Genomic DNA, 13,384 nt, shown 5'->3' with positions numbered 1-13,384 from the left:
CTCTAACTTGCCTTTTTAACGCGCCTCTTCGTTGACGCTGCCCGCGACGGCGCGGCTTTTTTTGCCGCCTGCGTCTTGGAGGGAGCCTTGCGCGGCGCTGTTGAACCTCGCCGCGATTCGGCATCGACGCTACGGCGCAGCGCATCCATAAGATTGATGACATTGCTCGGCGCCTTCGGCTGCGGCGCGGCCGGCATAGGCTTGCCGGCACGCTTGGCCCGGATCAAAGCGACGAGCGCATCCTGATAGCGGTCCTCGAATTTCGTCGGATCGAACTTGCCGCGCTTCGTATCGATAATGTGTGCAGCGAGGTCGAGCATCTCCTTCGAGAGCTTGAGATCCGGGATCGATTCGAAATAGGGTTTCTCGTCGCGCACTTCGTATTTGTAATGCAGCGTCGTGGCGAGGAGGCCGTTATCGCGCGCTTCGATCATGACGATTCGTTCGCGGCCAGCGAGGACGACTCGCGCCAGTCCCACCATATTGCTCTTGCGCATCGCATCGCGAATCACCACGAAAGGCTCGTTTGCCACTTTGTCGTCCGGCGCAAGATAATAGCTGCCGTCGAGATAGACTTCGTCAATCTCCTCGCGCGGCACGAACGTTTCGATATCGATGGTATGCGTGCTCTCCATCGCCTGTTCGGCGATCTCGCTTTCTTCGAGCGTGATGTAATCGTTCTTGCCGATCTCGTAACCGCGGACCATTTCGTCGCGTTCGACGATCTCGCCCGTGACCGAATCGACATATTGCTGTCGCAATCGATGACCGGTCTCGCGATTGATGAGATGGAAGGAAATGCGTTCCGTCCGGCTAACAGCAGGGAAAAGCGCGACGGGACAGGAAACCAGCGAAAGCTTCAGATAACCTTTCCAATTTGCACGCGGTGCCACAGCTTCGACCCTCAACTGGCCGGGAGGCGGCAGGGCCGCTCCCGGTTACGCCCCACGCGACGCATTACACCACACAAGCTCAAGCAATGCCACGCAGATTTAGGGGCGCCCAGCGCCCATCCAGCGTAACTCGGGCGCCACCGAAATGTTCCTGCTTGGCGAGGCCAGGCTTCGGCCGTTGGTCGCCCGTGCGCTTCGCCGCCGCCGGTTGAGCCATCTCGCACACATCATGCGAAGGCTTGCCATCGCTGCTGTGATCCGGGTGCAGAAACGCTTCCCTTTCGCTCAAAACGCTGCGCTGCGACAGCGGCTGTGGCTTCCGCATTAAACGGGTTCGTCCATGGGCTTTCTCCTCATCTGATGAGCTTGCCAACGTCGACTGTCATTCACGGTTCCGAATTTAGAAGCGACACGCATGAGCCGCGGAGACGGCTCTCAGTCGATGCCGTGCTGTGCCAAGAACAAAAGCTGCAGATGCGATTCGTTTGGAATGATGTTAATCATCGGTGTGGTGGAGCACACCACTGCCGGCGGCCTGCCAATGAGGAGGTCGCGTCCAACCAACTCATGAGGACTTGCCTTGTCTGGCGAACATCTCCTGATCATTCTCGTTGTCGGTGTCGTTGCGGGCTGGCTTGCCGGGCAGATCCTGCGCGGCACCGGCTTCGGCCTCGTCGCGGATCTCTGCATCGGCATCATCGGCGCATTCATCGGCAATTGGCTCTTGCCGCGACTCGGTATCCATTTCGGCGCCCATCTGCTCGGTCAGATCATCTCGGCAACGATCGGGGCGATCGTCCTTCTGCTGATCCTGGGCTTGTTCCGACGGCGCCGTTGAAATAGATTGGCCTGATCCGTTCTCAGCCGCGGCGCATCAAAGCGTCGCGGCTTTTAATTGCGCGGGCGAAGCGGCCACCTGTGGAGGCGATATATGCCCGACTTTTTCCAATCGGCCTTCGTCACACTTCTCGTCACCTTGGACCCGCCAGGCCTCGCCCCAATTTTCATCGCCTTGACCTTGGGCATGACCAAGGACGAGAAGCATGAAGTGGCGATCCGCGCGTCGATCATCGCCTTTACGATTCTTCTTGTCTTCGCGCTCGGCGGCACGGCTGTTATGGCGGCGCTGGGTATTTCGCTCCCCGCATTCCGCATCGCCGGCGGTCTCCTGCTTTTCTACACTGCCTTCCAAATGATTTTCGCCGAACGCGGTCAGCGAAAAAAGGAGCTTGCCGCCGATGCAGTGACTATTGATCATATCGACAATCTCGCCGCCTTTCCGCTCGCTATACCTTTAATGAGCGGCCCCGGCTCGATCACTGCGGTCATCCTGCTGGCGGAGCGCGCCGGCGGCAATTGGAAGGAACAGGCCGGCCTCATTCTGGTCGTCGCCATCATCGTCCTGCTTTGCTATATCGTGTTCCGGCTTTCGGAACGCGTTTCCCGGCTCTTCGGCACTACGGGTACGCTGGTTCTCGGCCGTATGCTCGGCGTCGTGCTCGCGGCGCTTGCGGCACAATTCGTCATCGACGGCATCCGCGCCGTCAACGGGTAAGGCTCAGCCGCCGATGGTGAGCTGGCCGAGCCAGTTGCGATAAAAGCCGGCGGCGGAAGCCCGCCAAGTCTTGTCAGGACGCACGGTGTCGAGCAGGCTTGCGAGTTCGCGGTGCGGGTGCGGGCTTTTGCCCGCCGCCGCGCGCTCGGCAAAGACGGCGAGATGCTTTTCGATGAGCGGATCGAAATAATCCTCGGGAATTGCCGGAAAGTTCGGCCGCTCGCCACGGAGAAACCGCGTCACGTCGCGGCGATATTCGCGCAAAAGCGATTCCGCATCATATTCCGGATGCCCCTGGAGGAAGACGAAGAGGCTTTCTTGCCGCTTGACGAAAATGTCAGCCCCGATGCGCGGCGAAGCGGTCAGAATTTCGTAGCCGCAGGCAGCCAGCGCCGTGGTCTCGAGATCGTTGAGGCGTGAATGTGGAACGCGCAGGTCCGGGCCAAGGCCTCGCGTGAGCGGATCATCGGTCAACACCGCGCAATCGAAGACGCCGGAATATTTCTGCCCGACCGGGACACGCCTGATTCCGTCAAGGTGCAACGCCGCTGCATGCGCGGCGAGGCAGGAAAAAATCGTCGAGCGCGTATTGCGCGCCGCCCAATCGATAATCCGCGCGAGGCTCGGCCAATAGGGCTCGTCCTGGAGCGACGCCGCCTTCGGCTCGCAGCCGGTGATGATGAGGCCGTGAAGCCTGCCGCGCATAAGCGTCTCGACGTCGCCGTAGTGCATGCCGATATGCTCGGCCGCCCCCTCGCCGCGCGCAATTTCCGCGAGAGCGAAAAAGCGCAGGCGCACCGGCATGTCGAGGGCCGCTTGTCCGATCAAATCCTTGAACTGCCGCTCCGTCGCCGCCAGAGTCGCATCCGGCATATTGTTGACGATACCGATTTCGAGGTACTCCGCCGCGCCGCGGCCGCCATGCAAAGGCGCGCCGCTTGCGCCCTTCACCGGCGCTGCCTCCGCTTCTTTCTGCATCTGATCGGTCACTCGGTCGCCTCGTTGCCATTGCGCTTGACCGCAGCCGCCAAAGCCTGATCGAGGTCTTCGATAATATCGCTCGCATGTTCAATGCCGACGCTGATGCGGATCATCTCCGGCTTGACGCCGGCCTTTTGCTGTTCCCCGGCCGTCATCTGCCGATGCGTGGTCGAAGCAGGATGACAGGCCAATGATTTCGTGTCGCCGATATTGACCAAGCGCTTGATGAGCCGCAAAGCATCATAAAAGCTCTTGCCCGCTTCGAAGCCGCCCTTGACACCGAAGGTCAGCAGCGACGAGCTGCGGCCGCCAAGATATTTTTGCGCCAGCGTATAATAGGGGCTTTCCGGAAAACCGGCATAATTGACCCAGGCGACGCGGGAATCGTCGCGCAGAAATTCCGCCACTTTGCGCGCATTCTCGACATGCCGCTCGACGCGCAACGCAACAGTTTCGATGCCCTGAAGCAGCAGAAAGGCGCTGTGTGCCGAAAGAACCGCGCCAGTTGTGCGCTGATAGACGCTGCGGCAGCGCTCGATGAAGGCGCGCGGGCCAAAACGATCCGCATAAACGAGGCCGTGATAGGAAACATCAGCCTCATTGAACATGGGGAAACGCCGTGCCTGCTCCTTCCACGGAAAGCGACCGGAATCGACAATGGCGCCGCCAAGCGTCGTGCCGTGGCCGCCCATGAATTTCGTCAGCGAATGGACGATAATATCCGCGCCGTTCTCGATCGGGCGCCAGAGGATCGGTGTCGCAACCGTATTGTCGACGACAAGCGGCACGCCATGCCGGTGCGCGGCCTGCGCCAAGGCTTCGATGTCGCAGATATTGCCGGCCGGATTGCCGATGGTCTCGCAAAAGACGGCACGCGTGTCGCCGTCGATAAGGTGTTCGATCGCAGCCGGATCATCGCTCTCGGCAAAGCGGACGTGAATGCCCTGCCGCGGCAGGACATGGAAAAGCAGGGTATGCGATGTGCCATAGAGTTGCGGAACAGAAACGATATTGCCGCCGCAGTCGGCAAGGTTAACGATCGCATAATGCAGCGCTGCCTGGCCGCTCGCTACCGCGAGCGCTGCGACGCCACCCTCAAGGGCGGCGACCCGCTTCTCGAGGACATCGACGGTGGGATTATTGATCCGGCTGTAGCGGAAGCCTTCGACCTCGAGATTGAATAGAGCCGCGCCGTGATCGGCACTATCGAACTCGTAGGCGACCGTCTGATAGATCGGCACGGCGACGGCTTTGGTCGTCGGCTCGCTCGTGTAGCCGCTATGAACGGCGATTGTCTCTGGCCGCAATGTCCTGGATTTACGCATCCGCCACACTCAAATCGGAACATCCGTCCCCGCCCGGGACCCGGCGTGTTTCAAATCGGCGCTGCACGTCGCCGCGACGCGGTGCAGCGCAGGAAACGTGCCGGTCACGATAGGCTGCGGAAACTAAGAACTGTTTAGCCTTTGACGTAACATGTCGGCTATAATCAAGCCCCTTTCTTGATCATTTGCCGAGGACCGCACGTGGCTGCACCGGCGCCGGACCGACACAATCCGTTTTCTGCTTCCAAGGCCTGGCTCCGCGCACTTGAACGCACGGCGCAGATCGAGCGCGAGCCGCAGCGCACGCTGCCGGTCGTGATCGGCGAACTCGCCACACGTTTCGGCGCGGCACCAGCCCTGCTTTCGGATCGCGGCAACCTGAGCTTCGACGCACTCGCAGGACGCGTCAACGCGATTGCCCGCTGGGCGCGCGCACGGGGCTTGGCCGGCCAAACCACCTGCCTGCTCATGAACAATCAGCCGGATTATCTGGCGATCTGGCTCGGCATCACCCGTATCGGCGGGATCGTGGCGCTGCTCAACACGAACCTGCGCGGTGCAGCGCTGGCGCATTGCATCGGGATCGTTGAGTCCCAGCATATCATCGTCGGCATGGATTTGCAGGATGTTCTCAGCGAAGCCCTGGCCGAGGCTCGGATTTCGGCGGCAATCTGGGTTCGAGGCGGGGTTGGGGCGGCGCGTTTCGAGGACGAAATAAAACCCTTCTCAACGGCGCCGTTGGCATCCGACGAGCAACCGGACGTGCGGCTCAGCGACCGCGCCCTCTGCATTTATACGTCCGGCACGACCGGCCTGCCGAAGGCGGCCAATGTCAGCCATCGTCGTATCATGGCCTGGAGTTCTTGGTTCGCTGGGATTTTGGACACAAGCTCTGTCGACCGGACGATGAACTGCCTGCCGATGTATCACAGCGTCGGCGGCATTGTCGCCATCGGCAGCGTGCTGGTCGGCGGCGGTTCGGTCGTTCTGCAAGAGAAATTCTCAGTGCGACGCTTTTGGGATGATGTCGTGCGCTGGGACTGCACGCTGTTTCAATATATCGGCGAGCTTTGCCGCTATCTCCTCAACGCGCCGCAGAACGCCAATGAGCACGCACACAACCTCCGCCTGGCCTTCGGCAATGGCTTGCGCGCTGACGTCTGGCGCGCCTTTCAAGAGCGCTTTCGTATTCCGCATATCATCGAATTCTATGCCGCGAGCGAGGGAACGTTTTCGCTGATCAATGTCGAGGGCGAGCCGGGCGCCATCGGCCGCGTGCCACCCTTCCTTGCGCACCGATTTCCGTCAGCTCTCGTGAAATACGACGCGGCGCGTGGCACGCCGGTGCGCGATGCGCGGGGCTTCTGCATTGCCTGCGCGCGCGGCGAGGTGGGCGAGGCAATCGGCAAAATCGCCGCTGGCGGCGCCGCCGGCGCGCCTTTTGAGGGCTATACCAGCGCTAAGGACAGCGAGGCGAAAGTGCTGCGCGATGTCTTCGCGCCCGGCGATGCCTGGTTCAGAACCGGTGATCTGATGCGGCAGGACGACAGGGGCTTCTTCTATTTTGTCGACCGGATCGGCGACACGTTCCGCTGGAAAGGAGAGAATGTTTCGACTTTCGAAGTCGCGGACGTGCTCGCCGCCTGCCCCGGCATCGCAGAGGCGAGTGCCTATGGCGTTCAGATACCAGGCGCCGAGGGGCGCGCAGGCATGGCGACGCTCGTGACTGGAGCCGACTTCGATTTCAAACTCCTTCACGAGTACGTTGCGGCGCATCTGCCCGCCTATGCGCGGCCGCTCTTCCTACGCCTGAGCCGGGATATTGCGGCGACCGAAACATTCAAGCAGAAGAAGGTGCAGCTCGCGCAGGAAGGTTTCGACCCCGATAAGATCGCGGATGCCCTCTACTTCGACAACGGACACGCCTATGTACCGCTCGACGCGACGCTTTTTGCGCAGATCGAGGCCGGCGAAGTGCGCCTATGATTGTGCGAGCCAATCCGCGAGTCCGGTACCGATCATCGTCACCGCCGCCTTCGCCGCAGGAATGATACCGGACAACGCATAGAAGAGATGCGGCATGCCGGCGTGATAGGTTTGGTGCAGCTCAACGCCAGCGGCGCGCAACCTCTCCGCATAGGCAGCCTCTTCATCGCGCAACGGATCGCATTGCGCCACGTGCAGGAATGTCGGCGGTAGGTCGGAAAATCGCATCGCGCGAAGCGGCGAAATCCGCGGATCGCCGCGTTCGACCTTGCCTGCCGTGTAAAGCGCAATGTCGTGGTCGAGCGTCGCCTGGTCGAGAATGGCCGAGGCGAAAACGCGTCGCGACTTTGTCTCGCCGGCAAAATCGAGGATGGGGCAAAGCAGGAGCTGAAATGCCAGCGGCTCGGATTCCCGCGCGCCCCACTGGGCTGCTGCAACCGCCGCCAATGTCCCGCCGGCGGAATCGCCGCCGATGCCGATACGGCCGAGGTCATAATCTTGCGCCCATCGAAAAACCCAATCGAGCGCATCGCAGGCATCCTCAAGCGCCGCGGGAAACGGATGCTCGGGCGCCAGTCGGTAATCGACCGCAAAGACGCTGCACCGGGTTGTTGCCGCAAGCGTCCGGCAGAAGGGATCATGCGTATCGAGACTGCCGGCGACAAGGCCGCCGCCGTGAAGAAAAACGATCCCGGTTGGGGACCCCTCCTGCGGCCGATAGAGCCGGATCGGGCGGCCGCCTTGAAGGGTCTCGACCGCAACGTTTTCGAGACCGGGCGCGCCGAAACGCATCAGATTGGCGAAGGCCATGCGCCGCTCGGCGATTCCGAGCCGTGCGACGTCGCCGCCCTTCAGCGTCAGCATGTCCAGAAAGCGCTTGGCGTGAGGATCGAGCGCCTCCGTCACGAACGAATATCCCTCCCGGCAGACATTTTTCCTTCGTCAAGACTATAAGAATTGTCTTAAGACTTCGCGCCGAAAATCGCTGGCTCAAGCTGAAGGATCGTCCCGTGCCCGCTGACGTTGGCATCGCCCCTACCAAGACCTGGACTTTTTTCGAAGGCGATTGGCACGAAGGCAATGTCGCCATCATGGGGCCGCGCACGCACGGTGCCTGGCTCGGCTCGGTGGTCTTCGACGGGGCGCGGGCCTTCGAAGGCGTGACGCCCGATCTCGATCTGCATTTTGTGCGCGTCAATGAGTCAGCACGGCGCTTTTTGTTGAAGCCTGTCGTACCGATCGAGGCTTGGCTCGATCTCGCCCGTGATGGGCTGAAACGCTTCGATGCGAAAGCCGCACTCTATATCCGGCCAATGTATTGGGCTGAGCTCGGCACGACCGGTGGCGGCGTCCGCTTCGATCCTGAATCGACCCGCTGGTGCCTTTGCCTCTACGAGGCGGCGATGCCGCAGCCAAGCGGCCTCTCAATCACGCTGTCACCTTTCCGGCGGCCGACGCTCGAATGCGCGCCGGTCGACGCCAAGGCCAGCTGCAATTATCCCAACAATGCACGCGCATTGATCGAGGCGCACCGGCGCGGCTTCGATAATTGCCTGATGCGCGATATGCTCGGCGCAATTGCCGAACTCGGCAACGCCAACGTCTTCATGGCCAAAGACGGCGTTGTCTTCACGCCGGCGCCGAACGGGACCTTCCTCGACGGGATCACGCGGCAGCGTGCGATTGCCTTGCTGCGCGATGCCGGTGTTAGCGTTGTCGAAAAAACGCTGAGCTACGCGGACTTTGAGCAGGCCGACGAAATTTTCTCGACCGGCAATTTTTCCAAGGTCATGCCGATCACGAAGATCGATGATCGGCTGCTGCGGCCGGGGCCCTTTTTTCAAAAAGCGCGCGCGCTTTATTGGGCCTTCGCACACGGTGGCTAGGAGCGGGCCCGCTCCCGGATTCCGCTCAAACTGATCGCCGGCGCGATCGCATGGACATCAATTTTGAGATGAACGATCGCCGGCAGGCCTGACGCCCGCGCCGCATTGAACGCCTCGGGGAATTGTTCGGTTTTTTCGACCGTCACGCCGAAGCCGCCGAAGGCGCGAGCATAAGCGGCGAAATCGGGGTTTTTGAGATCGGTTCCGACGATGCGGCCGGGAAATTCACGCTCCTGATGCATGCGGATCGTGCCGTAGCTCGCATTGTCGCAGACGATGAAGACGATCGGCAGGTGATATTGCACGGCAGTCGCGAATTCTTGCCCGTTCATCAGGAAATCGCCGTCGCCGGCGAGCGACAGAACAAGCCGATCCGGCCTCAAGAGCTTCATGGCGACGGCCGCAGGCACGCCATAACCCATCGAGCCGGATGCCGGCGCCACATGCGTGCCGAAGCGGCGGAACCGATAGAAACGGTGAATCCAGGCCGCATAATTGCCGGCGCCATTACAAAGAATTGTGTCCGGCGGCAAGGCCTCGCGCAGCCAGACCATGATTGCGCCGAGATTGACGCCGCCCGGCTGCGGCGTCGCGACATCGCTCCAGGCAAGATAATTTTGATGCAAGGCTTCCGTAAAGCCGCGCCAGGCGATCGACTTCGGTGCCGCAAGCCCGGCGAGCGCTGCGCAGAAACGCGCCGGTGTCGCATGAATAGCGAGTTGGGGACGATAGACGCGGCCGAGTTCTTCTGCGCCCGGATGAACGTGGACGAGGTTTTCTGCAGCGGGAATGTCGAAAAGCGCATAGCCCTGACTCGGAATGTCGCCGAGCCGGCCGCCGAGCGCGACGACGAGGTCGGCGGACTTGATCGCCGCGATGAGCTTGGGATTGGGTCCGATGCCGAGATCGCCGGCATAGCTCGGATGCAGCGAATCGAACAGAGGCAGCCGGCGATAGCTCGTCGCCACCGGGACCGCGAAGCGCGCCGCGAAATCCTGAATGGTCTGCCACGAAGCCTCGTTCCAGCGGCTGCCCCCGAGAATGAAAATCGGCCGCCTGGCGCGCAACAGCGCCTCATAAAAATGCTCGACTTCGGCCTCCCCCGGCGCCGTCTCGACCGGGACGAGCGGCGGCGCGTCGACGACGTCGACCTCTTCGTCCAGCATGTCGCGCGGCAGGCCAAGAACGATTGGTCCAGGGCGTCCGCTCGTCGCAGTGTAAAACGCACGCGAGACCAGCTCCGGCACGCGCCGCGCATCGTCGATCATGCTCGCCCATTTGGTCATGCTGCCGAAGACGGCGCGAAGATCGAATTCCTGAAAAGCTTCGCGCTCGCGCACGGGGCGCTCGACCAGGCCGACGAACACGATCATCGGCGTCGAGTCTTGCTGCGCGATATGGATGCCATGCGCGGCATTGGTCGCGCCGGGCCCGCGCGTGACGAAACAGACGCCCGGCCGCCCGGTCGCCTTGCCGACGGCCTCAGCCATCATTGCGGCGCCGCCTTCTTGCCGGCAGACGATGACTTCGACCGGACTGTCGCGAAGAGCATCGAGCACGGGCAGAAAGCTTTCGCCCGGTACGCAAAAAGCATGCGTGACACCATTGCCGATCAATTGATCGACCAAAACCTTGGCTGCGCTGCGCATGGTCATGGCCCGAACACGACGAGTTCGCTGTAAGTCAGATCGCCGAGGCGCGGCGGATTCGGTCCTTTGAAATATTTGCGCCCCAATCTCTCCGAATAAACACCAGGTAGTGCCGGCCGGCTATCTTTGACATCAAGCAAAACCGACATGACCCCCCGCCGCAACAGAAAGCGGCCGAGCGCACCGGCGCATGCGACGAAATTCGCCATATCACGGCAATAGATGAGCCGCATGAATGGCAGCGAAAGGCGTCCGCTTTTGACGCTGAAGGGTGCGAATACAAAAGGCGCATCGTCCTTCGGCGTACGGCATACAAGGCTCAGGCACCCGAAGCGCGCATGATCGTCCAAAATGGCCCGCTCTGCTTGCGGCAAGTCTGTCTCGGCAGAGGAGATTGTACTGACTCCGAACCCTGTGCCTTTGAAGCTCAGCGCCGGAAACGCAAAGAATTGCCCCTCGCTGAAGCGCCGGAAACCTTGCGCCTCGACGATCGGCCAAGTTGATGGCGCCGGTGTGAGATTGATGTAGGTGACGTCTCGCGGCTTGAGCGCTTGAGAAATCAGCAACGACGCACAGCTGCGGAACGCCGGCTCGACATACCAGCTCGAAAGATTGCAGCGCACGGAGCACTCGCCCTGGCTATTCAGGAATGCGCGATAAAGAGTCAGGATGACGCCGACGGGCTTCCCTGCGCTCAGCATCATATAGCCGAATCGCGGATAGCCGTCCGGCACGCCGAGCGCCTCCATGCGCGCCAATCCGCGTAGCCAATAAGATTTTTGCCGCCCAGGGAAGCCGCACGTCAGCAGATCCGCGATCGCGTTGACGTCTTCCGCGCCAATCTCTCGACAATCGATTGCCGCAGGTCGTGCCGGCGAAAAGGCATTCACCATGAAGTCCCTAGCGAATTGTATCAGTTTTGAGTTTAATGTATTGCCGAACCACGGCCAAGCGGAGGCGTCACATCTGTGCCCATTAGGTTAACGATATTCTCGCTGATCGAGCAGATCGCCGCGGAACAAAAGATCAAGATACAGCCGCTGCGCGATGAACTCTTGCTATCCGAATCCGGGCTCGACTCGCTCTGCTTCGCCATTCTCGTCGCAAGGCTTGAGGACAAACTCGGCTATGATCCCTTCGCCACATCGGGCGATATCAGTTTTCCCGTGACCTTGGGCGATTTCGTCGGGTTCTACGAGAATGCCAGCCACTGAAGCGCAGACGCTGCGACAGGGTCTCGCTGCCGGCGCGGCGGATACTCGGCGCATGCTGTGGGGCCTCAATGACGCCGTCGCTTTGGCGGATCTCCTTGACGGCACAGTGCTCGATCAAGCCGATATCGCCGGCCGCTCGATTGTCCTTACAACGCATGATCAGCTTGCCGCGGCGCAGGCGCTTGTCGCCCTCGACGGCACAGCACGGCGCATCGTTCTCTGTCCGCCGGATCTGCCGCTAACCTATCTCGCCGCAATCGCCGCTGACGCCGAGGCCGATGCGATTGTCACCGATCGCGAAGAAACGGATTTCGCGGGTCACGATCTACCGCCCCGCATGGCTTGCAAAGGCCCGCTCCAGCCAAGCCAGGCGGCCGCGCCAATCGTGACCGAATGGGTTTTGCTGACGTCGGGAACGACCGGCGTGCCGAAAATGGTGGTGCATTCGCTGGCCGCGTTGACCGGAGCGATCAGACCGCCGAGGGCCGGCGACGCGCCGCCCATCTGGGCGACGTTCTATGACATCCGGCGCTACGGCGGCCTGCAGATTCTGCTCCGTGCGCTCTTCGGCAATGGCTCGATGATTTTATCGGAGACGGGCGAGCCCGTGTCCGATCATTTGCACCGCCTCGCTGCCCGCGGGGTGACACACATATCCGGCACGCCGTCGCATTGGCGTCGCGCACTGATGAGCTCGGATTGCAATGCGATTGCGCCGCATTACGTGCGGCTCTCTGGCGAGATTGCCGATCAGACCATTCTCGACGCTCTGAAGCGCCAATATCCGCGCGCCGCGATCGGGCATGCCTATGCCTCGACCGAGGCCGGCGTCGGTTTCGAGGTCAACGATGGGCTCGAAGGCTTTCCTGCCTCCCTGCTTCGCAGTGACGGAGATCCCGCTTTCAAAGTCGTCGACGGCACTTTACGGATTCGCTCGCGCCGCACCGCTAGCCGCTATCTCGGCAGCGTGTCGCAAGCTCTGACGGACGAGGACGGATTCATCGACAGCGGCGACTTCGTGACGGAACGCAATGGCCGCTGTTATTTCGTCGGGCGGCGCGGCGGCGTCATCAATGTCGGTGGGCTGAAAGTGCATCCCGAGGAGGTCGAGCAGGTCATCAATCGCCACGCCGCGGTGAAAATGTCTTTGGTCAGCGCGCGACGCAACCCGATCACAGGGGCGATCGTCGTGGCCGATGTCGTTCTGCATGATCCGGCCCTGCTCGGCGAGGCGAGCGATGCCTTAAAGCAGGACATTCTTGCCTTTTGCCGCGCCGCGTTGCCCGTGCACAAAGTTCCGGCTGCCGTCAAATTCGTGCCGTCGCTCGAAATGACGCCGGCTGGAAAGCTTGTGCGGCAAAATGCATAACGTGCTCGTCACCGGCGGCAGCCGCGGCCTCGGGCTCGGCATTGCGCGGCGCTTGGCGCAGTCCGGCTATCGCGTCATCGCGCTCGCCCGCCGTGAGAGCGACGAGCTTGCGCTGGCGATCGCCGAATGCCGGAAATCCGGCGTCGGCGAGATCGCCTTTTTGGCTTTCGATCTTGCGGAAACAGATGAAATCCACGCGCTGGCGACGAAGCTACGTAAGGAATTCGGGCCGATCTACGCGCTGGTGAACAATGCCGGGATCGGCAGCGCCGGCGTGCTCGCAATCATGCCGGATTCCGAGATCGAGCGGCTGATCCGCATCAACACCCTGTCTCCGATTTTACTGACCAAATATATCTCCCGCGCCATGCTAGCCGATGGCGCGGGGCGCATCGTCAATATCGCTTCGATCGTCGGTTTCAGCGGCTTCAACGGGCTCTCGGCCTATGCCGCGACCAAGGCGTCTTTGATCGGATTCACCCGTTCGCTGGCGCGCGAATTGGGCCGCGTCGGCATCACCGTGAAT

13 protein-coding genes are annotated in these 13,384 nt (G+C 61.5%); 7 read left to right on the top strand and 6 right to left on the bottom strand.

All coding sequences use genetic code 11. From position 1 onward, the window contains the following. Positions 1–2: 2 nt before the first annotated feature. A complete protein-coding gene (locus Q0025_RS06120; RefSeq protein WP_297297062.1) occupies positions 3–893 on the bottom strand; it encodes a Ku protein in 891 nt (296 codons plus the stop codon). A 580-nt stretch (positions 894–1,473) separates the two neighbouring features. On the opposite strand from Q0025_RS06120, the gene Q0025_RS06115 reads away from it, so the two are divergent. Together Q0025_RS06115 and Q0025_RS06110 are read left to right on the top strand one after the other, a co-directional pair. After that, complete coding sequence (locus Q0025_RS06115) at positions 1,474–1,731, top strand: GlsB/YeaQ/YmgE family stress response membrane protein (RefSeq protein ID WP_297297060.1); 258 nt, start codon at positions 1,474–1,476, stop codon at positions 1,729–1,731. A 93-nt stretch (positions 1,732–1,824) separates the two neighbouring features. After that, positions 1,825–2,448 carry a MarC family protein gene (locus Q0025_RS06110; protein ID WP_297297058.1) on the top strand — a complete coding sequence of 208 codons (624 nt, stop codon included), beginning with the start codon at positions 1,825–1,827 and terminating at the stop codon, positions 2,446–2,448. Between the two features lie 3 nt (positions 2,449–2,451). Here Q0025_RS06110 and Q0025_RS06105 read toward each other — a convergent pair whose 3' ends face one another. After that, entirely contained in the window at positions 2,452–3,438 is a 987-nt protein-coding gene (locus Q0025_RS06105) for a homoserine O-succinyltransferase (protein ID WP_297297056.1), read from the bottom strand. Further along, the gene (locus Q0025_RS06100; protein ID WP_297297153.1) at positions 3,435–4,736 is read right to left on the bottom strand and encodes an O-acetylhomoserine aminocarboxypropyltransferase/cysteine synthase family protein; all 1,302 of its coding nucleotides are present in this window, start codon (positions 4,734–4,736) and stop codon (positions 3,435–3,437) included. The genes Q0025_RS06105 and Q0025_RS06100 overlap by 4 nt, the downstream gene beginning before the upstream one ends. A 219-nt stretch (positions 4,737–4,955) precedes the next feature. Here Q0025_RS06100 and Q0025_RS06095 point away from each other — a divergent pair, with 219 nt between their 5' ends. Then, entirely contained in the window at positions 4,956–6,740 is a 1,785-nt protein-coding gene (locus Q0025_RS06095) for a long-chain-acyl-CoA synthetase (protein ID WP_297297054.1), read from the top strand. Here the strand turns inward: Q0025_RS06095 and Q0025_RS06090 are convergent. Further along, positions 6,735–7,646 (bottom strand): alpha/beta hydrolase, encoded by a 912-nt coding sequence (locus Q0025_RS06090; RefSeq protein WP_297297052.1) that lies wholly within the window; start codon positions 7,644–7,646, stop codon positions 6,735–6,737. The two genes, Q0025_RS06095 and Q0025_RS06090, sit on opposite strands and share 6 nt — an antisense overlap. 104 nt (positions 7,647–7,750) lie before the next feature. Here Q0025_RS06090 and Q0025_RS06085 point away from each other — a divergent pair, with 104 nt between their 5' ends. Next, entirely contained in the window at positions 7,751–8,626 is an 876-nt protein-coding gene (locus Q0025_RS06085; protein WP_297297050.1) for a branched-chain amino acid aminotransferase, read from the top strand. Here the strand turns inward: Q0025_RS06085 and Q0025_RS06080 are convergent. Together Q0025_RS06080 and Q0025_RS06075 are read right to left on the bottom strand one after the other, a co-directional pair. Beyond that, positions 8,623–10,281: a thiamine pyrophosphate-binding protein gene (locus Q0025_RS06080; RefSeq protein ID WP_297297048.1), complete on the bottom strand. Its 1,659-nt coding sequence runs from the start codon at positions 10,279–10,281 to the stop codon at positions 8,623–8,625. The two genes, Q0025_RS06085 and Q0025_RS06080, sit on opposite strands and share 4 nt — an antisense overlap. After that, entirely contained in the window at positions 10,278–11,024 is a 747-nt protein-coding gene (locus tag Q0025_RS06075) for an acyl-CoA acyltransferase (protein WP_366939408.1), read from the bottom strand. The genes Q0025_RS06080 and Q0025_RS06075 overlap by 4 nt, the downstream gene beginning before the upstream one ends. Positions 11,025–11,243: 219 nt before the next feature. Here Q0025_RS06075 and Q0025_RS06070 point away from each other — a divergent pair, with 219 nt between their 5' ends. From Q0025_RS06070 to Q0025_RS06060, 3 genes are all read left to right on the top strand, one after another. After that, complete coding sequence (locus Q0025_RS06070) at positions 11,244–11,489, top strand: acyl carrier protein (protein WP_297297044.1); 246 nt, start codon at positions 11,244–11,246, stop codon at positions 11,487–11,489. Beyond that, positions 11,476–12,858, top strand: a complete 1,383-nt coding sequence (locus Q0025_RS06065; RefSeq protein WP_297297042.1) for an AMP-binding protein — start codon at positions 11,476–11,478, stop codon at positions 12,856–12,858. The genes Q0025_RS06070 and Q0025_RS06065 overlap by 14 nt, the downstream gene beginning before the upstream one ends. Beyond that, positions 12,851–13,384: SDR family oxidoreductase (locus Q0025_RS06060; protein ID WP_297297040.1), on the top strand; the 534-nt coding region annotated here is incomplete at its 3' end. The genes Q0025_RS06065 and Q0025_RS06060, both read left to right, overlap by 8 nt.

This window comes from uncultured Methylovirgula sp. (assembly GCF_947646745.1).
Lineage (GTDB): Bacteria > Pseudomonadota > Alphaproteobacteria > Rhizobiales > Beijerinckiaceae > Methylovirgula.
Note: the sequence above shows the minus strand (reverse complement) of the source record. Positions and strands in the feature narration are given on the sequence as shown.